21 protein-coding genes are annotated in these 21,819 nt (G+C 67.5%); 9 read left to right on the top strand and 12 right to left on the bottom strand.

Annotated features, from left to right (window positions below; genetic code table 11):
- Positions 1–16: 16 nt before the first annotated feature.
- The 9 genes from M2282_RS22665 to M2282_RS22625 all read right to left on the bottom strand — a co-directional run bounded on the left by M2282_RS22665 (position 17) and on the right by M2282_RS22625 (position 8,112).
- Complete coding sequence (locus M2282_RS22665; RefSeq protein WP_280811019.1) at positions 17–1,429, bottom strand: type II and III secretion system protein family protein; 1,413 nt, start codon at positions 1,427–1,429, stop codon at positions 17–19.
- Between the two features lie 41 nt (positions 1,430–1,470).
- Entirely contained in the window at positions 1,471–2,469 is a 999-nt protein-coding gene (cpaB, locus tag M2282_RS22660) for a Flp pilus assembly protein CpaB (protein WP_280811018.1), read from the bottom strand.
- An 81-nt stretch (positions 2,470–2,550) separates the two neighbouring features.
- Complete coding sequence (locus M2282_RS22655; RefSeq protein WP_280811017.1) at positions 2,551–3,060, bottom strand: A24 family peptidase; 510 nt, start codon at positions 3,058–3,060, stop codon at positions 2,551–2,553.
- Positions 3,061–3,072: 12 nt separating this feature from the next.
- Positions 3,073–3,258: a Flp family type IVb pilin gene (locus M2282_RS22650; protein ID WP_280811016.1), complete on the bottom strand. Its 186-nt coding sequence runs from the start codon at positions 3,256–3,258 to the stop codon at positions 3,073–3,075.
- Positions 3,259–3,317: 59 nt separating this feature from the next.
- Positions 3,318–3,503: a Flp family type IVb pilin gene (locus tag M2282_RS22645; protein ID WP_280811015.1), complete on the bottom strand. Its 186-nt coding sequence runs from the start codon at positions 3,501–3,503 to the stop codon at positions 3,318–3,320.
- Positions 3,504–3,939: 436 nt separating this feature from the next.
- Positions 3,940–5,442 (bottom strand): L,D-transpeptidase family protein, encoded by a 1,503-nt coding sequence (locus M2282_RS22640; protein ID WP_432422928.1) that lies wholly within the window; start codon positions 5,440–5,442, stop codon positions 3,940–3,942.
- Complete coding sequence (locus M2282_RS22635) at positions 5,409–6,512, bottom strand: nuclear transport factor 2 family protein (protein WP_280811013.1); 1,104 nt, start codon at positions 6,510–6,512, stop codon at positions 5,409–5,411. The genes M2282_RS22640 and M2282_RS22635 overlap by 34 nt, the downstream gene beginning before the upstream one ends.
- Positions 6,513–6,747: 235 nt before the next feature.
- A complete protein-coding gene (locus M2282_RS22630) occupies positions 6,748–7,251 on the bottom strand; it encodes a hypothetical protein (protein ID WP_280811012.1) in 504 nt (167 codons plus the stop codon).
- Positions 7,252–7,326: 75 nt separating this feature from the next.
- A complete protein-coding gene (locus tag M2282_RS22625; RefSeq protein ID WP_280811011.1) occupies positions 7,327–8,112 on the bottom strand; it encodes an IclR family transcriptional regulator domain-containing protein in 786 nt (261 codons plus the stop codon).
- Positions 8,113–8,206: 94 nt separating this feature from the next.
- Here M2282_RS22625 and M2282_RS22620 point away from each other — a divergent pair, with 94 nt between their 5' ends.
- From M2282_RS22620 to M2282_RS22580, 9 genes are all read left to right on the top strand, one after another.
- On the top strand, positions 8,207–8,908 hold the full coding sequence (locus M2282_RS22620; protein WP_280811010.1) for a 3-oxoacid CoA-transferase subunit A: 702 nt from the start codon (positions 8,207–8,209) through the stop codon (positions 8,906–8,908).
- A gap of 2 nt (positions 8,909–8,910) precedes the next feature.
- Complete coding sequence (locus tag M2282_RS22615; protein ID WP_280811009.1) at positions 8,911–9,552, top strand: 3-oxoacid CoA-transferase subunit B; 642 nt, start codon at positions 8,911–8,913, stop codon at positions 9,550–9,552.
- 30 nt (positions 9,553–9,582) lie between these two features.
- The gene (gene pcaF, locus M2282_RS22610; RefSeq protein WP_280811008.1) at positions 9,583–10,788 is read left to right on the top strand and encodes a 3-oxoadipyl-CoA thiolase; all 1,206 of its coding nucleotides are present in this window, start codon (positions 9,583–9,585) and stop codon (positions 10,786–10,788) included.
- Between the two features lie 116 nt (positions 10,789–10,904).
- Positions 10,905–11,927 (top strand): Bug family tripartite tricarboxylate transporter substrate binding protein, encoded by a 1,023-nt coding sequence (locus tag M2282_RS22605; protein WP_280811007.1) that lies wholly within the window; start codon positions 10,905–10,907, stop codon positions 11,925–11,927.
- Between the two features lie 96 nt (positions 11,928–12,023).
- On the top strand, positions 12,024–12,689 hold the full coding sequence (locus M2282_RS22600; protein ID WP_280811006.1) for a hypothetical protein: 666 nt from the start codon (positions 12,024–12,026) through the stop codon (positions 12,687–12,689).
- 403 nt (positions 12,690–13,092) lie between these two features.
- Positions 13,093–16,176: an autotransporter outer membrane beta-barrel domain-containing protein gene (locus M2282_RS22595; RefSeq protein ID WP_280811005.1), complete on the top strand. Its 3,084-nt coding sequence runs from the start codon at positions 13,093–13,095 to the stop codon at positions 16,174–16,176.
- 131 nt (positions 16,177–16,307) lie between these two features.
- Positions 16,308–19,058 (top strand): hypothetical protein, encoded by a 2,751-nt coding sequence (locus M2282_RS22590; RefSeq protein WP_280811004.1) that lies wholly within the window; start codon positions 16,308–16,310, stop codon positions 19,056–19,058.
- A 17-nt stretch (positions 19,059–19,075) separates the two neighbouring features.
- Complete coding sequence (locus tag M2282_RS22585) at positions 19,076–19,423, top strand: immunity protein Imm33 domain-containing protein (RefSeq protein WP_280811003.1); 348 nt, start codon at positions 19,076–19,078, stop codon at positions 19,421–19,423.
- Positions 19,424–19,499: 76 nt separating this feature from the next.
- On the top strand, positions 19,500–20,552 hold the full coding sequence (locus M2282_RS22580) for an RNA methyltransferase (protein ID WP_280811002.1): 1,053 nt from the start codon (positions 19,500–19,502) through the stop codon (positions 20,550–20,552).
- Here M2282_RS22580 and M2282_RS22575 read toward each other — a convergent pair.
- From M2282_RS22575 to M2282_RS22565, 3 genes are all read right to left on the bottom strand, one after another.
- Entirely contained in the window at positions 20,530–20,955 is a 426-nt protein-coding gene (locus M2282_RS22575; protein ID WP_280811001.1) for a hypothetical protein, read from the bottom strand. The genes M2282_RS22580 and M2282_RS22575 overlap by 23 nt on opposite strands.
- A gap of 143 nt (positions 20,956–21,098) precedes the next feature.
- The gene (locus M2282_RS22570) at positions 21,099–21,269 is read right to left on the bottom strand and encodes a hypothetical protein (protein WP_280811000.1); all 171 of its coding nucleotides are present in this window, start codon (positions 21,267–21,269) and stop codon (positions 21,099–21,101) included.
- A gap of 100 nt (positions 21,270–21,369) precedes the next feature.
- Positions 21,370–21,741: a VOC family protein gene (locus tag M2282_RS22565; RefSeq protein ID WP_280810999.1), complete on the bottom strand. Its 372-nt coding sequence runs from the start codon at positions 21,739–21,741 to the stop codon at positions 21,370–21,372.
- Positions 21,742–21,819 lie beyond the last annotated feature (78 nt).

Raw genomic sequence — 21,819 nt, 5'->3', positions numbered from 1 at the left:
GTCCGGCTCATCCATTTCAGCGGGAGAAGCCGGGAACTGCGGTATCTGCCGCCCCGCCCAGGAAGTACGAGCGCCACACCGCGCCGTCGCGCTGCTCGGCCGAACCGGGCAGATACGGTGCCAGGTCCGTGCCCTTCGCAATGGGCTTGACCAGGTGCGGCGTGACCAGGATCACCAATTCCTTTTCGTTCATCTTGTAGTTGTTCTTGCTGAAGAAGGCGCCCAGGATCGGCAGATCTCCCAGCAGCGGCACCTTGTCCGCATTCGACGTGGTGCTGCGGCTCACGAGCCCGCCGATGATGAAGCTCTCGCCGTCGCCCAGTTCCACCGTGGTGTCGGCGCGGCGCGTGGTGATTGCCGGCACTGCGACACCGTTGAGGCTCAGCGCGTTGGTGTAGTCGAGGTCGCTGGCTTCGGGTGCGACCTTGAGCACGATGCGATCGTTCGACAGCACCGTGGGCGTCAGCGTCAGGCCGATGCCGAAGGGCTTGTATTCGATGCTGGTGGTGCCCAGGCCTTGCGGCACGGGAATCGGCAGTTCACCGCCGGCCAGAAAGCTGGCGCTCTGGCCCGACAGCGCCACCAGCGTGGGTTCTGCGAGCACGCGGGCCATGCCATTGCCCTCGAGGAAGCCGACGTCCAAGCCGAGGCCGGCCTTGCTGAAATTGAAGAGCAGGCTGAAGGCTTGCGCCAGCGGGCTGTTGTACTCGTAGTTGATCTGGCCGTTGGTGTTGAACGTGGCGGTCTGCAGCGACGAAGGCGCGAACACCCCGAAGCTGAACCCATTCGAATTGGGGCGCGTGCTGAAGAGGTTCAGGCCCGCCTGCTTGAGCACGCTGCGGTTGAACTCCACGATCTTCACTTCGACCTGCACCGTGCTGCTGCGCACGTTCACGACCGAGCGGTCGATCAGTTCCGTCTTTTCGCCGGCGCTGGCGAGCGCCGTGCTGCGTGCCAGCTGGTGCGCCGTCATGCTGTCCATGGAGCCGGCAACCGTGGAAGAACGGCGCCGCACTTCGATCGTGTACGTGGTCGCGGCGGCGTTGCCTTTTTCCCAGACCATCAGCGAGGTGCGGCCCGCGGCCTTGCCCGTCACGATCAACCGCGCCGCCGGCGAATTGGGCGTCTTGCGTGTGATGGTGACGTTGGCGACGCTCTCGTCGCCAATCGCCATCCGGTCGATGCCCTTGTCGATCAGCAACTCCTGCTGCGTGCCGGCACTCAGGATCAGCGGGCGCGGCAACTGAAATTGCTGCTGCTGCTGCGGGCGCGCCGGCTGTGCCTGTGCGTCGGCGGCCGTGGACGCCACCGGCCACACGGCCTGTGCCAATGCGCACAGCGCGACGAAGGACGAACGCAGCAGCTGCGATGGGGCCTTCTGCGGGCCGGGGTTGGCATCGGTCGACTGCTCGCGAAGCATGTAAGGCATGTGTTTTTCCTGGAGGGCGGGTGTCGGCTGGCGGTTCAAGTTCAGTAGTTCACGGTTTCGCTGCGTTCGCCGCGAATCACCTCGACCTGCAGGCCGCCGCGCGTGCCGGTGCTGGCCGCGCGTGGGCTGCTGGCGACGGCGCGCACTTCGGCGACCGGCGGCCGCACGCTCGGGCCCTTGCCGCCGGTGACGAGGTCGGCGGCGGTCAGGCCGGCTTGTGCGCGGTCGAGTCCTTCGAGCGGGGCGCGGCGCGGTTCACCGGTCTTGGATTGCGGCGGCTGCAGCGCGGTGGGCAGTTCGGCGAAGAGCTTGGGATCGGGCTGCGCCATGTCCGTCGGGTTGCGCAGCGCGAGCATCAGGCGACCGCTGGCGTCGCCGATGGTCAGCCGGTTCACCTCGTCGATGGGAACGGCTAGCACGGCGGTGCGGGCCATTTCGTTGCGTTGGGCTTGCTGCGCAGCGGCCTTGTCGGGGGACTTGGACGGCAAGCCGTCGACCGACGCATTCCCGAAGGCCAGCACGCGCTTGCGGGCGAGAAGAAGCCGGGCCTGGCTGCGGTCCACGTCCTTGCCGTCCGACTTGAGCATGATGAAGACATCGACGAAGTCGCCGGGCTGGATCTTGTTGCCGACGCCCATGATTTCGTCGGCCTTGATGCCGACGGCACGCTCGCCTTCCGCGATGCGCAGTGCGAGGCCCGAGACGAGCTGGTTTTCCATCAGGGGCGTGCCCTCGGCGAGGTCCAGCACCGGCACGCGGCCAGCGGCCACAGCCACGTCCTGGAAAGCGCCGGCCGGGTTGATCGTCAGGCGTTCCACACGCAGTGCGTCGGCGGGAATCGCCTCGCCCGCAGGCAGCGCCTTGGCAGCCACCACGACCGGATAGACGAGCACCTCGCGAGCCTTGACGGGGCCTGTCGCAGCGCCGGTGGCCGCCACGGCGGGTGCGGGCGCCTGCCGGCTCAGCATCCAGGCGTAGACCCCGAGCGCGATGGCCAGGAGCACCAGGATGGCGGCGAGGATTTTGGTGAGGTTGATCATGAGCGGCGAATGAAGAAGGGGTGGCAAGCGATCATGGAAATGGAGGGATGAAGGGCCTGCGGTGACAGAGGCAGGCAACTGCTAACTCTGTCGCCCCCAGACCATCCATGCCGCTGTGGCCAGTGCGAGATAGGCCGCGTAGGGAACGACGAGGCGCCTGCGCTTGGGCGCAGCGTTGCCGTTGTCGATGGCCGCAGCGTGTGTGCGGCCGAGCAGCATCAGCGAGAGCCGTGGAAACACGGGCCAGCGCTGCAGTGCGAGAAAGAGGGTGCTGTGCACACCGGCCAGGATGCTGCCCACGATCCAGATCGGCAGCAGGGCCGACAGGCCCACCCAGAGTCCGAGTGCGGCAGCGAATTTCACGTCGCCCGCTCCCATGAAGCCGACGGCGTACAGGAGCAGGAGTACGCCAAAGGCGACTGCGGCGGCTGTGAATGCGGTGGTCCAGCCGATGTCGAAGGGCTGCATCTCGAGGGCGAGTGCAGCCAGCGCCAGTGCGGCGCCGGCAAGCACGAGCCAGTTGGGAACGCGACGTTGACGGAAGTCATAGACGGCGACGAACAACAACCAGATGAGGCACACCGATCGCATCGTTGGATGCGCTCAGGACGTCGGGATCGTCAGCTTGCCCGAGATGTAGGTGAACACGCCGGCCAGCTTCTGGCCCAAACCGCCAGAACCCGACAGAACGCCAACGATGGCGATGGAGATGAGCCCGGCAATGATTCCGTACTCGATGGCGGTGGCGCCTTCTTCGTCGCGGATGAAACGGGTAATTGAGTTGGTCATGATGAGCCTTTCAGAAGTGTTGGCGGGAACTGATGTGGAGGCGGTGTGATGCAGCCGCACTAACTGGCGGGAGTGGTGACTTTGCCGGCGATATAGGTGAAGAGGCTGGAAAGCTTGGTGCCAAGGCCATCGCTTCCAGAAAGAACCCCGACGATGGCAATTGAAATCAGGCCCGCAATGATTCCGTATTCAATTGCGGTGGCGCCTTCCTCGTCCTCAATAAATCGAGTAATTGAATTAAGCATTTCGTGCCCTTTCAGGAAGTGTTAACAGCGACTGGCAAGGTGGATGTTATACAGCGTAACTCCGTGTATCAACAAGGCAAACCCGAGGGAGTGAGGCCTTTGGTGTGATATTGGAGAAGTACGTAGCAGGATGGCGGCCAGCCTCCTGCCACCTGGGCCCAGGTGTCCCTGGTCAGGTTTGTTAACAATGTGGAGAAGCATTTTTCCCTCTGTAAACCGTGTCGAAACTCCCATGAAGATGGGAGGTAACGTTACGGTCGCGGGAACGCGCGGAAGGGGGGTGTTACGGGAACAGAGGCGTTACGTGTTACGTAGCACGGGGTCGCGGAAGCCGAGTTGTAACACCCAAAATAGGTGCTTTGGCTGCGCAAAAAATCACGGATTGAGGGGGTGACCCCGTCGCCGACAGGGCCTCAAACCGGCCTCGAATGGGGCCTCAGCCCAGGATTTCTTCGTGAAAGAGCTTCCACTCGCTGCCTTGGCGCAGCCAGTACTGGCGCCGGGTGCGCCCGCTCTTTTCGCCTTCGAAGACTTCTCCGAAGGTGGCGATCATGGTGTCGTCGCCGTCGCGCCAGTGCAGGTACGACATGTCCTTGAACTGGACGCGCTTGCCTTGCGCATATTCCACTTCGTCATGGGCGACCGAAATTCCCTCGGTCGATTTCTTCGCGCTGCGCTGGAAATCCGGCAAATAGAATTTCTTCAATTGCGCTTCATTTCCGCTCGCCCGCGTATCTTTCCAGGCGGTAATTGCGCTGGTAAATGTCTGGGCTTCTTTTTCTGCCTGCGGTGGCGAGATCCATTGCAGGCTGCGGGCGGTGACCACCGGCGTGGCGCCGATCTGCACCTTGCGCAGCAGTTGCTTCAGGTCGGGGTTGGCCATGACCACGCAGCCGTCGCTCGCGAGCGGCGCCCGCGCGAACTGCTGGGGCGGGGTGCCGTGCAGCCAGATGCCGCCGCCGGTGCGGCCGCGCCGCACGTCGTACGGGTTGGGGTAGTTGATGGGCAGGGCGCCCGCGCCGTAGAAGTCTTTGAGCGACCTGGGGTCCAGGCTGCTGGTGATGTAGTACACGCCCAGCGGGGTGCGCGCATCGCCTTCGGCGAGCTTGTCGGTGCCCGACTTGCCGACCGAAATGTAGTAGTCGGCCACCAGCTTCAATCCCTTGTCGGAGTTCTCCAGCAGGTACAGGCGCGAACGCGAGGCGTCCACCGCTATGGCGTAGCGGCTGCGCGTGGAGAGCGACAGGAACTGCGAGGGCACCGTGCCCGCAGGCGGCCGTTCGCGCAGGGCCTGCAGGCGCCGCCGCGACTCCTCGTGCAACTCGGCCATGGCCGGGTTGCCGCGCAGGCGCGCGATGCCGGCGTTGTCGGGGAAGGCGTTCGTGGGCGGCACCTGCGCCGCGAGCAGGTCGCCGTAGACGAGCTGCGCGAGCTGGAAGTTCGGATAGTCCCGCACCAGGTCGCGGGCCTTGGCCAGCGCGGGGCGGGCCTGGCCGCGGCCGAACAGTTCATACACGGAGATCAGGCGGGCTTCGGCGCTGCTGGCTTCCTGGATGGAGGCGCCGGGCGCGGCCTTGCGGGCGGGCCTGGTGGTGGCAGCAGCGGCGGTCCGGATTTCCGGCGGGGCGGCCTTCTTGCCCTTGGCCTGGACGGCCTTGCCGGCGCCGGCCCTGGCTTCCCTGGCGGAAGCACGGCTGCTGGGGCCCCTGGCTGCCTTGTCGGCCTTGCCTGCCTTGGTGGCCTTGGCGCCGCTGCTGGTCTTTGCGCTGCCCGTCTTGTTCGATGCGAGGGCACCGCCGGGTGCCGCCAGCATCAGCGCCGATGCGGTCATCAGCGCTGCGAGCAGGTTCCCGCGGCGCGGGAACGGAGGATTCTTTAGCCGGCCGCGCCGGACGATGTCTGTCACTAGCCGCCGACGCTTTCCTTGCGAATGTGCCATTGGTTGCCCGAGCGCTGCAGGTCCAGCGTCTTCCGGCTCGAGATGTTGAGGCTGTCCGCGCGGTAGATCTGGCGGAACTTGGCCGTGGCGTTCTGACCGTCGACCTTGATCACGAGGTTCTCGATGTTCACGCTGATGCTCGACTTGCCGACGATGCGTGCACGGCGGTCTTCTTCCCAGGCCTTGCGGCTCTGGCCGCCGCCGGGGACGAAGTCGGGGCCGTAGGCGGCCAGGTAGCGCTCCATGTCCTGGCCGGCCCAGGCCGAGGCCCAGCCGCGGACCACGGATTCGATCTCGGCGGTGGAGGCCGGTGCGGCGGCAGGTGCCGGTGCAGGCGTCGGCGCGGCTTCAGGCGCCTTGGCCGGGGCGGCGACGGGCGCGGGTGCAGCGGCCACCTTGGCGGCCGGTGCGGGAGCGGGGGTGGGCGCCGGTGCAGGTACCGGTGCCGGCGGCGCCTTGGCTGCAGGCGCGGGCCGTTCCGGCGCGGCCGAGGCGACCAGCGCCGTGGGCTTGGCGCCCGGCGGCGTCGGCGTGAAGAGGGTGCGGATCACGGCCAGCTTGGGCTGCACCGCGGTGTTGTTCTGGTCCAGTTGCAGCGCCTTGCTGTAGGCCTGGCTGGCCAATCTGGCGTACACGTCGCCGAGGTTTTCCTGGGCGGTGGCGTAGCTGGGGTTGGTGCGAATCGCGCTTTCCAGCGCGCCGCGCGCCTTGTCGAACTGGTTCTGGCTCGCGTAGATCACCGCGAGGTTGTTGTACGGCTCGGGCAGCTCGGGCGCGTCCTGCGTGAGCTGGGTGAAGGCGGCGATGGCTTCGGCGCGCTTGCCGGTGTCCAGCTGGATCACGCCCTTGAGAAAGCGCATCTGCGGGTCGCGCGGCTTGTCCTTCAGGAACGCATCGGCCTTCGCCATGGCCTCGTCGAGCTTGCCGGCCTGCATGAGGCGGTCGACGTCCTCATGCTCGATCGCGGCCAGTGCCGGCAGTGCTGCGCCAGAGGCGGCAACGGCCAGCAGCAGTGCGCGCACGGTGGAAGAGAAGGGAAAGCGGGCGCGAGGCCGGGGGCTCTTGGGCATTGCGGACAAGACCTCGTAGGGGATGGGAGATGCGGCAGGCATTGTAAGTGGGGCAGGTAACCTTCCGAAACCGTGATGACAGTCTTTCGGCGTGCCCGCAACGGCCCGGCTCCGGGCTTTCCCGCATGGGTGGCCGGCCGCCCCGCTGCGGGACGCAAAAAGCAGGCCTGCACCGCAGCGCCGGGGCTGGCCGTTGGTCCCCACGCTGCGCAAGCCGTGCGCGCTCAGCCCGGCGCTACGGCTTCTTCGCGGGATTGACGGTGTATTCGATCTTCGTGCGGTCCTTGTACGGGTCGTTGTCGAAGAAGGTCTTCTCGTGCGAGATGCGAATCTCGTAGCCATCGCGCACACCTTCGAGCGAGCCCGCGCTGTCGGTGGTCACGGGCGCGAGCGTGGGGCGGTGGAAGGCCGCGACGGTCTTGAAGTCGTCGGTGCTGAAGGCCTTGATGGCCGCGCTCGTCACGCGGCCTGCGCCGTCGGTGTCGACACTCACGTCGGTCATCGCCGTGTTCGGCGGCACCGGGAGCAACGCGGCCAGCGCGGGCGGCAGTGCCTTCGCGCCGCTCTTTTCCTGGATGCGGTAGTGCAGGCCGCCTTTGTCATTGGGCTCGCCCTTGGCGGCGGACGACGCCTCCATGCTGCTCACGAACCATATGGCGACGAGCAGGATCGGCGTCGCAATGGCGCCCACGAACAACAGAAAACGAAGGCGCTCCTTGGTGTGAAAGAACTCGATCATCGGTGCTGATTTCCTCTGGTGGTGACGTAAGGATCGGTCATGGCACGCCCGATCCTAATGGCCCCCGGTGACTCGCTAAAGCAAGCGCGACACCTGCTTCGCCGCATCGATCAGCGCCGGCAGCATCGTCTCCTGCATCACCTTCGCGCTCGTGCGATTCGCCTGCCCGCTGATGTTGAGCGCCGCCACCATGCGCCCCTGCCGGTTGACGATGGGCGCCGCCACGGAGATGAGGCCCTCTTCGAGCTCCTGGTTCACCAGGCACCACTGCTGCTTGCGCGCCTGCGCGACCTTGGCCATGAGCGCATCGATGTCGGTCACCGTGTGCTTGGTGAGCGCCTCGAGGTTCGAGGCCTCGAGCCGCGCGCGCACCTCGTCGTCTTCAAGATCGGCCAGCAGCAGCCGGCCCAGCGAGGTGCAGTAGGCCGGCAGCCGCGAGCCCACGCCCAGGCTGATGTGCATGATTTTCTTGGTCGGCACGCGCAGCACATAAACGATGTCGGTCGCATCGAGCACCGCGGCCGAGCACGACTCCTGCACCTGCTGCACCAGCGCCTCCATCACTGGCTCGGCGCGGTTCCAGATCGGCATCGACGAGAGGTACGCAAAGCCCAGGTCGAGGATGCGGGGCGTGAGCGTGAAGAGCTTGCCGTCGGTCACCACATAGCCCAGCGTCTGCAGCGTGAGCAGGATGCGCCGCGCGCCCGCCCGCGTGAGGCCGCTGCCTGCGGCGACTTCGCTCAGCGTTTGCCGCGGCGCGCTCTCGCTGAACGAGCGAATCACCTGCAGGCCGCGTGCGAACGACTGCACATAGCTGTCGCCGGGGGCGGGAGTTTCGGAGGGATTCGTCTGGGTTGCCATGGTGCGCGATCGTCTTTAGAATTCATTATACGAACAAATGTTCTGTATACGAACATTTCGAGTCACCCCTTTTTTCCACCCGGAGACAAGCTTCATGATCAACAAGATCGCGCGCTCGGTCGCCGATGCCCTCGAAGGCATCCAGGACGGCGCCACGGTTCTCATCGGCGGCTTCGGCACCGCCGGCATTCCCGGCGAACTCATCGACGGCCTCGTCGAGCAGGGCGCCAAGGACCTCACCGTCGTTAACAACAACGCCGGCAACGGCGAGACCGGTCTGGCCGCGCTGCTCAAGGCCGGCCGCGTGCGCAAGATCATCTGCAGCTTTCCGCGCCAGGCCGACAGCCAGGTGTTCGACGGGCTCTACCGCAGCGGCAAGCTCGAACTCGAACTGGTGCCCCAGGGCAACCTGGCCGAGCGCATCCGCGCCGCGGGCGCCGGCATCGGCGCCTTCTTCTGCCCGACCGGCTACGGCACGCAGCTCGCAGGCAACCGCGAAACCCGCGAGATCGACGGCAAGCAGTACGTGCTGGAGTACCCCATCCACGGCGACGTGGCGCTCATCAAGGCCGAGCGCGGCGACCGCTGGGGCAACCTGGTCTACCGCAAGGCCGCGCGCAACTTCGGCCCGGTGATGGCCATGGCCTCGAAGAAAACCATCGCCACCGTGCACGACATCGCCGAGCTAGGCACCCTGGACCCCGAGACCGTCGTGACCCCGGGCATCTTCGTGCACCAGGTGGTGCGCATCGAACGCGTGGCGACACAAGCCGGCGGTTTCAAGAAGGCAGCATGAACATGGCATACACACGTCGCACCAAGGACCAGCTCGCAGCCCGCGTCGCGCAGGACATCTTCGACGGCGCCGTCGTCAACCTCGGCATCGGCCAGCCCACGCTCGTGGCCAACCACTTGCCGCAGGGCCGTGAAGTCATCCTGCAGAGCGAGAACGGCATCCTCGGCATGGGCCCCGCGCCCGAGGCCGGCGAGGAAGACTACGACCTCATCAACGCCGGCAAGCAGCCCGTCACGCTGCTGCCGGGCGGCTCGTTCTTCCACCATGCCGACAGCTTCGCGATGATGCGCGGCGGCCACCTCGACATCTGCGTGCTCGGCGCGTTCCAGGTGTCGGCCACCGGCGACCTCGCCAACTGGCACACCGGCGAAAAAGACGCCATTCCCGCCGTCGGCGGCGCGATGGACCTGGCCATCGGCGCCAAGCAGACCTGGGTGATGATGGATCTGCTCACCAAGCAGGGTGCGAGCAAGCTGGTGAAAGAGTGCACCTATCCGCTCACCGGCATCGGCTGCGTCAAGCGCGTGTACTCCGACCTCGCCACGCTCGAATGCACGCCAGAGGGTTTGAAGCTCGTCGACCTCGTCGAGGGCCTCACCCGCGAAGAACTCGAGAAGCTGGTCGGCTTGCCGATCGCTGCGTAAAACCACCCAAGCAATCAAGAGACAAAGCACATGACCAACCAAGCCTTCATCTGCGACGCCGTTCGCACCCCCTTCGGCCGCTACGGCGGCTCGCTCAGCAGCGTGCGCACCGACGACCTGGGCGCCGTGCCGCTCAAGGCGCTGATGGAACGCAACAAGAACGTCGACTGGCAGGCCGTGAGCGACGTGCTCTACGGCTGCGCCAACCAGGCCGGCGAAGACAACCGCAATGTCGCGCGCATGTCGGCGCTGCTCGCGGGCCTGCCGCTCGAAATCGGCGGCGGCACCATCAACCGCCTGTGCGGTTCGGGCCTCGATGCGGTCGGCACCGCAGCGCGCGCCATCCGCGCAGGCGAAGCCGGTTTGATGATCGCCGGCGGCGTCGAGAGCATGAGCCGCGCTCCCTTCGTCATGCCCAAGGCCGAGAGCGCTTTCAGCCGCAACAACGCGGTGTACGACACCACCATCGGCTGGCGCTTCGTCAACAAGCTCATGAAGGCGCAGTACGGCGTCGACTCGATGCCCGAGACGGCCGAGAACGTCGCCACCGACTACAAGATCGAGCGCGAAGCGCAAGACCTGATGGCGCTCAACTCGCAGCTGCGCGCCGTGGCCTCGCAGAAGTCCGGCTTCTTCGACGCTGAGATCGTGCCCGTGAGCGTGCCCCAGAAAAAGGGCGACGCGATCATCGTCAACAAGGATGAGCACCCGCGCGAGACCAGCCTCGAATCCCTCGCCAAGCTCAAGGGTGTCGTGCGCCCCGACGGCACCGTGACCGCGGGCAATGCCAGCGGCGTGAACGACGGCGCCTGCGCGCTGCTGCTGGCCGACGAAGCCAGTGCCGCGAAGCACGGCCTCACGCCGCGCGCTCGCGTGGTCGGCATGGCCACCGCCGGCGTTGCGCCGCGCGTGATGGGCATCGGCCCCGCGCCCGCCACGCAGAAGGTGCTGGCGCTCACCGGCCTCACCATCGACCAGATCGACGTCATCGAACTCAATGAAGCCTTCGCGGCCCAAGGCCTCGCCGTGCTGCGCCTGCTGGGCCTGAAGGACGACGACGCGCGCGTGAACATCAACGGCGGCGCCATCGCGCTCGGCCACCCGCTCGGCGCCAGCGGCGCACGCCTTGCCACCACCGCGGTGAACCAGCTGCACAAGGGCGGCGGCCGCTATGCGCTGTGCACCATGTGCATCGGCGTGGGGCAGGGCATTGCGCTGATCCTCGAACGCGTCTGACCACAACACAACACAGCACAGCTCAGCACAACAACCAGAAGCAGAAACCCAAGCCATCGGAAGCCGCGCACACAGCGGCCCGATGGCATTTTTTTAACCAAGAGGATCAGAAGAGAATGAAGAACACGACGACCACCAAGGCCACGCGCCGCAGCATCGCAGTGGCAGCACTCGCACTGGCCACCGCCGGCCTGCTGCCCACGGCCGCATCGGCGCAGCAACAGCAACCGGCACCCGCCTTCCCCACCAAGCCGGTGCGCATCATCACGCCGTTCCCGGTCGGCGGCGGTCCGGACGGCGTGGCCCGCCTCGTGGCCGACAAGCTCTCGCGCGCCTGGGGCCAGCCGGTGGTGGTCGAGAACCGCCCGGGCGGCAACGGCTTCATCGCCATCGACGCCTTCAAGCGCGGCGCCAAGGACGGCCACGACATCATCGTGCTCGACAACGTGCACCTGGCCGCGTACCCCGCGCTCTTCAAGAAGCTGCCCTACGACAGCGCCAAGGACTTCGACACGCTGCTGCCGCTCTTCAAGACCTACTTCTTCTTCACCGTTGCCACCAACAGCAAGTACAAGACCGTGGGCGACCTGATCGCCGACGCCAAGGCCAACCCCGGCAAGCTCGACTACGGCTCGTGGTCCGTCGGCAACCCGGTGCACCTGGGCTCCGAACTCTTCGAGTCGGCCACCGGCACGCAGATGGAACACATCATCTACAAGGAAACCACGCAGCTCTACACCTCGGTCGCCACGGGCGAGCTGGCCTTTGCGCTGGGCAGCAGCGCCACAGCAGGCCCGCTGCAGCGCGCGAACAAGCTGCGCTTCCTGGCCGTGGCCGCGCCCCAGCGCAACGCCGGATTCCCCGACGTGCCGACCGTGGCCGAATCGGGCGGTCCGAAGGGCTTCGAGGTGATCGGCTGGAACGCGATCGCGGTGCCCAAGGGCCTGCCCGCATCAGTGACGGAGAAGATCAAGCGCGACATCGAGAAGGGGCTGGCGGAACCCGACGTGCTGGAGAAGTTCAAGAGCTTCGGGTATGAGCCGTTCCCGACGACTCGGCCGCAGTTTGATCAGTTTGTGGCGAGCGAGACGCAGCGGTTTGGGGATGTGATCAAGAAGGCGAATGTTTCGTTGGATTGATCGGGTTGCGGGGTAGCCCGCGTTGATCGCTATGCGGCCCCCGCTAAAGTTGCCGGGGCCGCTTTCGTTTTTGCGGCGCCAGCCCGCCCATAAGAGATGAACTTCAACGTACTCGCCCGAAAGGTAGCCAAAGGTACGGCCCCCTCGGCCTATGGCGGCTCCATGAACGTCGAGGACATGATCCGGTTCGCGCTCATGCAGGGGGCTGCCGGAGCAGACGAAATCGATCGCCTTTGCGCGCAGCATGGATGGCTGGCCAATGGGCTGCTCGAAGACGGGACGCGCGTGGCGCCTTTTGCACGATGGGCTCAGGTTTGCGCGGCTTACGGGCGCGGCGGTGTCGCAGCACTTCAAGCCCAGCTGTCGGACCGTGAGCTTGCAACATTCGCGATTGCCGTTCTTGCACACGTAAAGACTGTCGAGAGCGTCCGGGCATTGACGGAGTTTTGCGAGTCCGCCGATTGGCGGTCGCCTGATGTGACACATGCCGATTGGCAGGCCCTGTCTGCACTGAACCAACTGCTGAGTTTCAAGGGTGGCGTGCTGATCGATGCTTTGCTGCAGGACCGGCTGAGACGGATGGGGTTGAAGGCCTACGACAGGGCGTCCAAGCCATTTCTCGCAAGCCTGTGCCTGTGCGCTATCCGAGGTGCCGCTACGCCTGAGTCGCTCGCCTGGCTCCAGGCACTTGAAACGGCTGACGTTCACAACGACGCCGCGCGGGTCAATGCGCTCAAGGCTATCAAGCGCCAGTTGGCTTGATCGATACCCGCCAGTTCTAAAGATCTCCAACTGCGGAAGCAGGACGAGACCTTCTCCTCGGCCTCGTCTTGCATGTCCTTCTCTCGGTTCCTTTCCGCCGCGGAGCGACGCCGGCCTCTTCCCAAGCGCCACTGACCCCAAGGCCAAAAAAGCATTTGTTACTTCCTGACGCCTCCGATAGGTACCCCATCCCCAACGAGCCGTCACAAGAAGCAAAGCGGTACCGCCCCGCAAAAGTCCGGCCCATTTGGGGTACTCCCGCCCGGGTATATGCGCAACCGCTACGCGTCCTTACATTTTTGGCTTGAAGTGAGTAATTAACGGCGTGCGGAGGAGGAGCAAGCAATTGCTGCTGTATTCGGGCGCCAGGCCCGATCAATGACCGCAAAAACACGTTGAAGCCATGAACAAAATCTTCCGGACCCTTTGGAATCCCGCGCTCGGCACCTGGATCGCCGCGCCGGAAATCTCGCGCGGCACCGCGCGCTCTTCTTCTGCGTCCAGCGGAGGCGGCGTGCGCGCGGTGGCCGCGGCTGCGGCGGCGCTGCTGGTCTGTGCGGTGCCGCTGGCCGTGCTGGCAGCGGGCGGCGCGGGCGGGCAGCCTGTGGGCGACACGTCGCTGAATGGGGGCGCCGGTGGCAGCAACGGCATCGGGGGCAGCGGCGCGATCAACGACACCACGCTCGGCGCATCGGGCGGTGCCGGCGGGTCGTCGACGCCGGGCGGGGTCACGGCGGGGGGCAGTGCCAGCATCGGCAGCTTCGGCGCCGCAACGCCTGGCATCGGCGGTGCGGCGGGTGCTGCGAGCACGCCCGCCGGCCCGGGTGCGTTCCAGGGTGACGCGGGTGGCGCGGGCCAGGCGCAGACCGGTGGGCCGGGCGTTGGCGACGGTTACGGCGGTGGCGGCGGCGGGGGCTTTCAGGGGGCGTCGGTCGCGAACAACGTCACCAGCTCATCCGACAGCTACACCGGCGGCGTCGGTGGTGCGGGCGGCAACGGGTACTGGGCGGCCGGGGGCGGCGGCGCTGGCGGGTACGGCGCGATCCTGAGCGGGCCGCTCGGCAACTACACGGCCACGGGGTCGTCCACGGGCGGCGCGGGCGGGCAGGGCGGCAACGCGTTCTCGCAGGGCGGCGGTGGCGGTAGCGGGGGCGGCGGGTTCTTCCTGAACGCGACGAACCCGGGGCTCAGCTTCACCAACACCGGCGCCATCGCGGGCGGGGCGGGCGGCGCAGGCGGGGCCGAACTGGCGGGCTCGCGTGCCAACGCCTCGGGCGGCGGTGGCGGCGCAGGGGGCATCGGCGCGACGCTGGCGGGCGTGGCCGTCTCGGTCAGCAACACCGGCTCGATCGCGGGCGGCGCCGGGGGCGCCGGCGGCGCATCGGGCGGTGGCGTGGGTGGCACCGGTTCGCCGGGCAGCGGCGGGGATGGCGGGGCGGGCCTCGCATCGACCGGCGCGGGCGCGACCATCACCAACACCGGTGCCATCACCGGCGGGGCGGGCGGCGTCGGCGGGGCCAACAGCAACGGAGGCCCGAGCGGCGCCAACGGCGTGGGCGGCGCGGGCGTGACGGGCGCGGGCCTTGCGATCGTCAACAGCGCAAGCATCTCGGGCGGGCTGGGCGGCGACGGTGTCACGCGCGCCGCGGCGGTCGAGTTCACCGGCGGCGCCAACAGGCTCACGCTGAACGCGGGCTCGTCGATGACGGGCGCCATTGCCATCGGCACGGGCGCGACCGCCAGCGTGATTGCCGGCGCGGGCGGCCTCGCGGTCAACAACGCGCTGCTGCTCGGCGGCACGGGCACCATCGATACCAACGGGCATGACCTGGCGTGGACGGGCGCGATCTCCGGCGCCAGCGATCTGGTGAAGATCGGCGCGGGCGTGCTCACGCTGGGCGGCGCCGACACCCACGCAGGCGGTACCAATGTGGCGGTGGGTACCCTGCGTGCCGGCGCGGCCAACATCCTCAGCGCCGCCAGCGCCTTCACCGTGGCCCCGGGTGCCACGCTGGACCTGGCGGGCAACAGCCAGGCCATCGCGTCGATGGCCAACAGCGGCACGGTGTCGCTGGTGGGCACGGTGCCCGGCACCACGCTGACGGTCAACGGCCCCTGGGTGGGCAACGGCGGCACGCTGCGCCTGGGCACTTCGCTGGGCGGCAGCGCGAGCGCGAGCGACCGGCTCATCCTGAGCGGCGTCACCGCCGTCGCCAGTGGCACGACGAATGTGCAGGTCACCAACCTGGGCGGCCTGGGCGCGCTCACCACGGGCAACGGCATCGAGGTGATCAGCGCGATCAACGGCGCGACCACCACCGCGCAGACGACCAGGAGCGCGTTCGCGCTGGCCGGCGCGCATGTGGATGCCGGGGCTTATGAATACCGGCTGTACGCCGCCGACGCCACCGGCGCGGGCGAGAACTGGTACCTGCGCTCCACCGCCGCGGCGGTTGCGCCACCCGGCGGCGGCACGGGAACCGGCGGCGCAGGCGGCACTGGCGGCGCGCTCGTGCCCACCTACCGCGCCGAAGTGCCGCTGTACGCGGCGCTGCCCGAGCAGCTGCGCCAGTCCAGCCTCGCGATGCTCGGCAACATGCACCAGCGCACGGGCGACGACCTGTCCCCGGGGGCCAACACGGCCACGCCGGTGCAGGGCTACCGCCAGGCCTGGGGCCGCATCATCAGCACCGATCGCACCATCTCGCAGGGCGGGACCGTGAGCCCGACGAGCAAGGGACGCCTCACGGGCTTCCAGGCCGGCACCGACCTGTGGGCCGACCCCAACTGGCGCGTGGGCGTGTACGTCGGCCAGCTCGACGGCAACATGCGCGTGAACGGTTTCGCCAGCGGCCTGGCGAACCTCGCGGTCGGCACCAACGACCAGAAGAGCGAATACCTGGGCGCCTATGCGACCTGGAAGAACGAAGGCGGCCTGTATGTCGATGGCGTGCTGCAGGCCGGGCGCCACCGCTACACCGCCTCGCCCGCGCTGGGCGTTTCCGGCGGCGGCAAGGGCAACAGCGTGCTGGCGTCGGTCGAGGTGGGGCAGTCGTTCGCGATCGCGGAGAACTGGGCCATCGAGCCGCAGCTGCAGCTGGTGCACCAGCGCGTGAACCTCGGCGACGTGGGCATCCCCGGCGCCCTCGTGCAGCAGGACAGCCACAACGGCACGCTGGTGCGCGCCGGCGTGCGTGTGAAGGGCCAGATCGCCACCGGCGCCGGGCTGCTGCAGCCCTATGTGCGCGCCAACGTGTACCGCGGCAGCCGCGGCACCGATGTCACCCGCTTCATCGGCCCGGCCGGCTACGCGGACATCGCCACGCGCACCGGTGGCACCAGCACCGAGCTGGCGGCGGGCGCCACGCTGCAGGTGAGCGAGAACGTGGGCGTGTACGCGGAGCTGGGCAAGCAGTGGAGCTCGAGCGGCGATGCGCGCGTCAAGAGCGGGGTGAATGCGAGCGTGGGGTTCAAGGTGCGCTGGTGATTGAGTGACGGCGCGGGCCGCCCCCGAGCCCCGTCCCGTCCCGGTTTCGATTCCGCCTTCCTTTAAAGTGCCCCTGCCTGCACCAGGCAGGCGCACAGCGTGCCCCACGGCACGCAAGGGAGGAATCCGGATTGACCCCGAACGCAGTCGAAGCCGCGGCGCTGGCCCGCATCGCGCAAGCCGAGCAGGTCATCGACCGCCTGCACGCTGCCAATGACCCCCTGCTCGAAGAGCATCTCTACGAAGCCTGGCTGCGCAAGGGCGAGGCGCTCGCCGAGCTCGGCCGGCATGGCGAGCGCGTGGAACTCTGCGATGCATTGATTGCGCATGCCGATGCCGCGCCCGCGGGCCGCGCACTCTGGATCGCGCAGGCGTTCAACGCCAAGGGCAGTGCATGGCGGGTCCTCGGCGAGGCCAGGCGCGAGGTCGAGGCCTACGAAGAAGTCGAACGCCGCTTCGGCGATGCGAGCACCCCTGAAGTGCGCGCGTGGGTGGCCCGCGCCGCCTTCCAGCGCGCCGTGGTGGCCGGCTCCCTCGGCGGCGCGTTCGCCAAGGTGGACATGGTGCGCAGCTGCGAAGACATCGTGCGCCGCTACGCCGGCGATGCGCCCGAGGCCACGCGCGAGACCGTTGCGCGCGCCCGCATCTGGCGCGGCGAGCTGCTGGCCGACCTGGAGTACCCCACCGAATCGCGAGAAGCCTTCGATGCCGCCTGGCGCGACCTGGCCCATGCGCCCGAGCCCTCCGTGGCCGGCTGGGTCGGCCAATCGCGCATCACCCAGGCCATCCGCCTGGCCCAGGCCGGCCGGCGCGTCGAAGAGGCCATCCCCATGCTCGAAGAAGTGCTGGCCGCCTACAGGGTCGACCCGCGCGAGGCGCTGCGCGAAGTGCATGCGCGCGCCGGGTTCCTGCGCGCCGACATGCTCGACGACGCCGGCGAACACGCACTGGCACTGGCCGCCTGCGAAGACGTGCTGGCCGCGCACCTGGCCGACGAACTGCCCGGTGTCGCGCTGCGCGCCTGCCGCGCGATGGCGCTGAAGACGCATGTGCTGTATCGCCTGGACCGCGACGACGAAGTGCCGGCGGTACGCGCCGCGCTCATCGCGCGTTTCGGCCATCACACCGGCGAAGACATCGAGGAGTTGATGGCCGAGGTGATGTGCCGCACCGCCTACGACGCGGAGGAGCCCGAAGACGTGCTGCCCGCCTGCGACGCACTGGAGGCGCGCTTCGGTCAATCGACGCTCACACCGGTGCGGCGCTGGGTGGCGCGCGCCGGCGTGGCGCGCGGCCAGGCGCTGCGCGACCTGGACCATTCGGACGACGCCGCCGCCCAGTTCGATGCGGTGCACGCGCGCTTCGGCAAGCACACCGGCGAGACCGACCCCGAGTTGATCCTGACTGCAACGCGCGCCGCCATGGCCGGTGCCAGCGTGCTGCGCGGCGCCGGGCGCAACGACGAGGCGATCGCGCTGTACCAGGCGGCCGCGTCGGGCGTCGATGCGAGCGCGAGCCAGGCGCTGCGCGAGGAGGCCGTCCACGCGCGCCTGCAGATCATGGCCCTGCGCAATGAGCCGGCCGATGTGCAGGCGCCGATGCTGAACGCGCTGGCTGCGGATTTCGGACGCGACGCGGTGCCGGATCTGCGCAGGCAAGTGATCGATGCGATGTATTCCAGCGCACACGAACTGCGCGAGGCCGAGGCCTTCGAAGAAGCGATCGCGGCCTACGACCGCCTGCTCGCGCTCACGGCCGACGAGAGCGACGAGCAGGTTCTGCAGATCGTGGCGAGCGCCCTGCTCAACAAGGGCTACCTGCTGTTCAAGCTGGTGGACCGCCCGGCGGAGGCGCTGGTGGTGTACGACCAGCTCGTCGCGCGCTTTCGCAACATCACCTCGGAGGACATGCGCGATACCTTGTCGAAGGCGGCCGCGAGCCGCCAGGCCTGCCTCGTCACGCTCGACAAGCTCTCAGGCGCGGATTTCGGCGGCGACTTTCCGGACCTGCCCGTCGAAAAGCTCGACGAGATTCGCGCCACCATCACCCGCGGCTACGAGCTGGGCGAAGCCGGCCAGCAGCGCGAAGGCATCGCGCTGACCGACCAGGTGCTGGCCGAGCACATCGAAGCCAGCCACCCCGAGCTGCGCAACCAGTGCTCGCGTGCGCTGACCAACAAGACCTACATGCTCCAGCAACTGGGCCAGCTCGAAGGCGTGATCGCGTGCGCAGAAGAGATGGACGCGCGCTACGGCGAAGAGCTGTCGATGTCGATCCAGGAGCACGTGGCGCTGTGCCTGGGCTACAAGAGCACGGCGCTCGACAAGCTCGGGCGGCATGAGGAAGAGCAGGCGGTGTACAGCGACATCATCGCGCGCTGGGCCGGCTCCAACGTGATCGATCTGCGCCGGCGCGTGGCGCGCGCGATCTACTGCCAGGGCCTGACCCACAAACAGGCCGGCAACATCGACGCCGCGCTGGAAAGCTACGCGCAGCTCATCCGCACGGAGGGCGATGCGAAGGACGTCGCGTTGCAGGTCTGGGTGGCCAGGGCGATGCTCGACCAGGCGAGCGTGCTCGGCCAGCAAGGCGACCAGGCGGGGCGCGCCGAGGTCTACCAGACGCTCATCGCCCGTTTCGACGACAGCACCGATGCGCAGCTGCGCGAGCGCGTCGTCAACGCGAGCGAATGGCTTGCCGAGGCGTACGGCCTGCTGGGTCAGCACGAGCAGGAGTACACGACGATCAGGGACACGCTGCGGCGCTTCGGCACCCAGATGCCCGAGGCGCAGCGGGCGCGGCTGAGCCACCGGCTGGGGCCGATGACGCTGGGGCGGTTTGCGCGCAAGCTGATCGATCGGGTCAAAGGGAACAAACACTGAGCCGAAGGGGAATCGACATGTGGCCGTTCAAGAAAGAGAAAGAGCCGGGCAACGCCAAGTTCACCGCCTTTGCGCCGCTGGTGCTGGCGTCGGACCAGGTCATGGGACCGAACCGCCTGCCCGTGGGTTTTGCCTACCGGGTCAAGCCGAACAACCCGCACGACTCGGGCTGGATCTTCCTGAGCGGCAAGGAGAGCCAGGAGATGCTCGACAACAACCCGCCGAAGATCTGCCCGCTGAATTCCTTTCTCAAGATGGACCCGTCGCTGGCCGCCATCACCGAGAGTCCCGTGGGCTCGGCGTGGGAGCGCAGCGGTGCGCAGGCGCCTTGGGAAGAGGTGTTCGGCTTCAAACAATCCCGTTGAGCCGCCGGATCGAGGGGTGGCGACAATAGGGGGCGGGCCGTCGATGCGGCCGGCGTCCCATTCCCTCCCTCCGCGCATGCGAATCCACGAACTGAAACAACGCCTCCGCGAAGCCGGCGCGGGCCCCAGCCACGAGCAGCGCATCCTGCGGCTGTGGTCTCACGCGCTGCCGCGCGACAGCGGCCGGCGCCTGCCGCACAGTTTCTTTCCATCGTCGCTGATGGAGGCGCTGCCGGCCATCGAGGCCGAGCTGGCGGGGCTGGCGCGCATCCACACGGTGCATCCTGGCGCCGATGGTTCGGAGCGGCTGCTCGTCGCCCTGGCGGACGGCCAGACGGTCGAGAGCGTGCTGCTGCCGCGCGATGGCCTGTGCGTGTCGTCGCAGGTCGGCTGCGCGGTCGGGTGCCAGTTCTGCATGACCGGGCGCGACGGGTTGCTGCGCCAGGTGGGCAGCGCCGAGATCGTTGCGCAGGTCGCGCTCGCGCGCACGCGCCGGCCGGTGCGCAAGGTGGTGTTCATGGGCATGGGCGAGCCGGCCCACAACCTGGACAACGTGATGGAGGCCATCGAACTGCTCGGCACGGTGGGCAACATCGGCCACAAGAACCTGGTGTTCTCCACCGTGGGCGATCCGCGCGCGTTCGAGCGGTTGCACCGGGAACGGGTGAGGCCTGCGCTGGCGCTCTCGCTGCACACGACGAAGGCCGAGTTGCGCAAGACGCTGCTGCCGCGCGCGCCGAACATGACGCCCGAGGAGCTGGTCGATGCGGGCGAGCGCTATGCGCGCGCGACCGGCTACCCGATCCAGTACCAGTGGGCGCTGCTCGAAGGCATCAACGACGGGCAGGACGAGATCGACGGCCTCGTCAGGCTGCTCTCGGGCAAGTACGGCGTGCTGAACATGATTCCGTTCAACGCGGTGGATGGCGTGTCGTTCAGCCGTCCGTCGTGGGAGCACTGCAAGCAGATCGCCCGCACGCTGCACGAACGCGGCATCCTGACGAAGCTGCGCGATTCGGCCGGGCAGGACGTGGACGGCGGCTGCGGCCAGCTGAGGGCGCGCGCGGCCGGAGTGTCGGTGGTGCTGCGGCGAGGCGCTGCCGTTGCTACTGCCGGCTCACCGCAATGAGCGTCCACACGATCACCACGAGTTGAGCGAGGTTGATCAGGATGGCGGTGATGTGCGTTTTGCGGAACCCCGGAATCGCCTCCATGTAGTTGGACTTGATCTGCTCTCCGAGCGCGTCCATCTTGGGAATGACCTTCTTGCGCAGCACCACAGCCATCATCGCCAGTGCCGCCGCACCCGCGGCAATGCCAAGGCGCCCCGCGAACGCGAAGCTGATCGCCGTTGCGCTGGCCGTGATGAATGCACCGACGTAGTAGAGGTTGAAGAAGCCGCGCACGAAGCGCGCATCGAGCGGCGTGTCGTGCTTGAGCACCAGCAGCGGGATCGAGCCCATGATGAAGTAGGCCGTGGTGACGAGGAGCGCCACGGTGAAGAACAGGGCGGCGAACATGGCAGCGGACATCTGGAGGTTCCCGGCATGCGTGATGCACCCTGCGGATTGGGCGTCGATGTCCTGTGGCAAGGCAAGGGGGCTTCCATCTATTGAGCGGGTGGCGGCGCCGGCAAGAAAAAAGCCCCGTCAACGGGGCTCTCGAGGTGGAAGGATCAGTTGGAACCAGAAGGGTCGCTGTCGGGCGCCGCCGGTTCCTCATGTTTCAAGGCGGGTTTCTGGCCAGGCTGCGGCGCGTGGATGGCGCCGGGGGCGATTTCTTCGCCGTGGTGTTTCTTTTCCTGCTGCACTTTTTTGTCGTGCGCGACATTGCGTGGGTCGGTCATGAATGCATGTTGGACGCTGGCCGCATGCTGGGTGTGGGACAGGGCGCCTGTTGCGGGTCAGCATGGCGGGCCGGAAATCCCCGGACGAGGCGGCTGCCCTTCAAGCCGCAGGGCGCCGGTGTGCCCTGCTCGAGATGCTGATCGAATTCTTGTCGGGGTCCTTGGCATTGGCGAATGCGTACCCGTTGGCTTCGTGCACCGCGCCGAACACGAGGCCTTTAAGCGCCGCCTGCGCGGCGAACGCGGCGACGTCCTTCACATGGAAGCTCAGCTTCACGCCCACTTGTCCGAGCTTCACCGACTTGCCGGCCTGATGGATGAGGATGCCCGCCCCGCCGTCCGGATGCGTCAGTTCGATCAGGCCTTCGATGACTTCGCCGGTGGTGACAAAGCCGAAATGCCGGGCATAGAAGGCCGCGGATTTCTGCATGTCCCGCGCGTAGACGATGACGGTTCCGAGTGGCGATTCCATGAGGTGTCACGTATTGAAGATGCGGCGCCGGATTGTCATGCATCGTGCGCGGTGAACCTTGCATGGGAGTCCGGGCGC

Source organism: Variovorax boronicumulans, assembly GCF_029892485.1.
Classification (GTDB): Bacteria; Pseudomonadota; Gammaproteobacteria; order Burkholderiales; family Burkholderiaceae_C; genus Variovorax; species Variovorax boronicumulans_B.
This window is presented reverse-complemented; position numbering and strand designations above follow the sequence as displayed.

What these genes read in the sequence shown, in the direction of transcription:
- M2282_RS22665 (WP_280811019.1), bottom strand. Translation starts at nt 1,429, where the DNA reads ATGCCTTACATGCTTCGCGAGCAGTCGACCGATGCCAACCCCGGCCCG.
- cpaB (WP_280811018.1), bottom strand. Translation starts at nt 2,469, where the DNA reads ATGATCAACCTCACCAAAATCCTCGCCGCCATCCTGGTGCTCCTGGCC.
- M2282_RS22655 (WP_280811017.1), bottom strand. Translation starts at nt 3,060, where the DNA reads ATGCGATCGGTGTGCCTCATCTGGTTGTTGTTCGTCGCCGTCTATGAC.
- M2282_RS22650 (WP_280811016.1), bottom strand. Translation starts at nt 3,258, where the DNA reads ATGACCAACTCAATTACCCGTTTCATCCGCGACGAAGAAGGCGCCACC.
- M2282_RS22645 (WP_280811015.1), bottom strand. Translation starts at nt 3,503, where the DNA reads ATGCTTAATTCAATTACTCGATTTATTGAGGACGAGGAAGGCGCCACC.
- M2282_RS22640 (WP_432422928.1), bottom strand. Translation starts at nt 5,442, where the DNA reads ATGGCACATTCGCAAGGAAAGCGTCGGCGGCTAGTGACAGACATCGTC.
- M2282_RS22635 (WP_280811013.1), bottom strand. Translation starts at nt 6,512, where the DNA reads ATGCCCAAGAGCCCCCGGCCTCGCGCCCGCTTTCCCTTCTCTTCCACC.
- M2282_RS22630 (WP_280811012.1), bottom strand. Translation starts at nt 7,251, where the DNA reads ATGATCGAGTTCTTTCACACCAAGGAGCGCCTTCGTTTTCTGTTGTTC.
- M2282_RS22625 (WP_280811011.1), bottom strand. Translation starts at nt 8,112, where the DNA reads ATGGCAACCCAGACGAATCCCTCCGAAACTCCCGCCCCCGGCGACAGC.
- M2282_RS22620 (WP_280811010.1), top strand. Translation starts at nt 8,207, where the DNA reads ATGATCAACAAGATCGCGCGCTCGGTCGCCGATGCCCTCGAAGGCATC.
- M2282_RS22615 (WP_280811009.1), top strand. Translation starts at nt 8,911, where the DNA reads ATGGCATACACACGTCGCACCAAGGACCAGCTCGCAGCCCGCGTCGCG.
- pcaF (WP_280811008.1), top strand. Translation starts at nt 9,583, where the DNA reads ATGACCAACCAAGCCTTCATCTGCGACGCCGTTCGCACCCCCTTCGGC.
- M2282_RS22605 (WP_280811007.1), top strand. Translation starts at nt 10,905, where the DNA reads ATGAAGAACACGACGACCACCAAGGCCACGCGCCGCAGCATCGCAGTG.
- M2282_RS22600 (WP_280811006.1), top strand. Translation starts at nt 12,024, where the DNA reads ATGAACTTCAACGTACTCGCCCGAAAGGTAGCCAAAGGTACGGCCCCC.
- M2282_RS22595 (WP_280811005.1), top strand. Translation starts at nt 13,093, where the DNA reads ATGAACAAAATCTTCCGGACCCTTTGGAATCCCGCGCTCGGCACCTGG.
- M2282_RS22585 (WP_280811003.1), top strand. Translation starts at nt 19,076, where the DNA reads ATGTGGCCGTTCAAGAAAGAGAAAGAGCCGGGCAACGCCAAGTTCACC.
- M2282_RS22580 (WP_280811002.1), top strand. Translation starts at nt 19,500, where the DNA reads ATGCGAATCCACGAACTGAAACAACGCCTCCGCGAAGCCGGCGCGGGC.
- M2282_RS22575 (WP_280811001.1), bottom strand. Translation starts at nt 20,955, where the DNA reads ATGTCCGCTGCCATGTTCGCCGCCCTGTTCTTCACCGTGGCGCTCCTC.
- M2282_RS22570 (WP_280811000.1), bottom strand. Translation starts at nt 21,269, where the DNA reads ATGACCGACCCACGCAATGTCGCGCACGACAAAAAAGTGCAGCAGGAA.
- M2282_RS22565 (WP_280810999.1), bottom strand. Translation starts at nt 21,741, where the DNA reads ATGGAATCGCCACTCGGAACCGTCATCGTCTACGCGCGGGACATGCAG.